Below are 1,067 nucleotides of genomic sequence, written 5' to 3' on the forward strand. Positions count from 1 at the left end.
ATTTGACGTTAGCGACAGAAGAAGCACCGGCTAACTCCGTGCCAGCAGCCGCGGTAATACGGAGGGTGCGAGCGTTAATCGGAATTACTGGGCGTAAAGCGCATGCAGGTGGTTTGTTAAGTCAGATGTGAAAGCCCGGGGCTCAACCTCGGAATAGCATTTGAAACTGGCAGACTAGAGTACTGTAGAGGGGGGTAGAATTTCAGGTGTAGCGGTGAAATGCGTAGAGATCTGAAGGAATACCGGTGGCGAAGGCGGCCCCCTGGACAGATACTGACACTCAGATGCGAAAGCGTGGGGAGCAAACAGGATTAGATACCCTGGTAGTCCACGCCGTAAACGATGTCTACTTGGAGGTTGTGGCCTTGAGCCGTGGCTTTCGGAGCTAACGCGTTAAGTAGACCGCCTGGGGAGTACGGTCGCAAGATTAAAACTCAAATGAATTGACGGGGGCCCGCACAAGCGGTGGAGCATGTGGTTTAATTCGATGCAACGCGAAGAACCTTACCTACTCTTGACATCCAGAGAACTTTCCAGAGATGGATTGGTGCCTTCGGGAACTCTGAGACAGGTGCTGCATGGCTGTCGTCAGCTCGTGTTGTGAAATGTTGGGTTAAGTCCCGCAACGAGCGCAACCCTTATCCTTGTTTGCCAGCGAGTAATGTCGGGAACTCCAGGGAGACTGCCGGTGATAAACCGGAGGAAGGTGGGGACGACGTCAAGTCATCATGGCCCTTACGAGTAGGGCTACACACGTGCTACAATGGCGCATACAGAGGGCGGCCAACTTGCGAAAGTGAGCGAATCCCAAAAAGTGCGTCGTAGTCCGGATTGGAGTCTGCAACTCGACTCCATGAAGTCGGAATCGCTAGTAATCGTGGATCAGAATGCCACGGTGAATACGTTCCCGGGCCTTGTACACACCGCCCGTCACACCATGGGAGTGGGCTGCAAAAGAAGTAGGTAGTTTAACCTTCGGGGGGACGCTTACCACTTTGTGGTTCATGACTGGGGTGAAGTCGTAACAAGGTAGCGCTAGGGGAACCTGGCGCTGGATCACCTCCTTA

1 rRNA gene is annotated in these 1,067 nt (G+C 53.5%); it reads left to right on the forward strand.

Going from position 1 to position 1,067, the window contains the following annotated elements:
• Positions 1-1,067, forward strand: a 16S ribosomal RNA gene (locus R7Z78_RS24750); the annotation flags it as partial.

Origin of the sequence: Vibrio sp. 1167, assembly GCF_033340375.1 — a bacterium.
GTDB classification, from domain to species: domain Bacteria; phylum Pseudomonadota; class Gammaproteobacteria; order Enterobacterales; family Vibrionaceae; genus Vibrio; species Vibrio alginolyticus.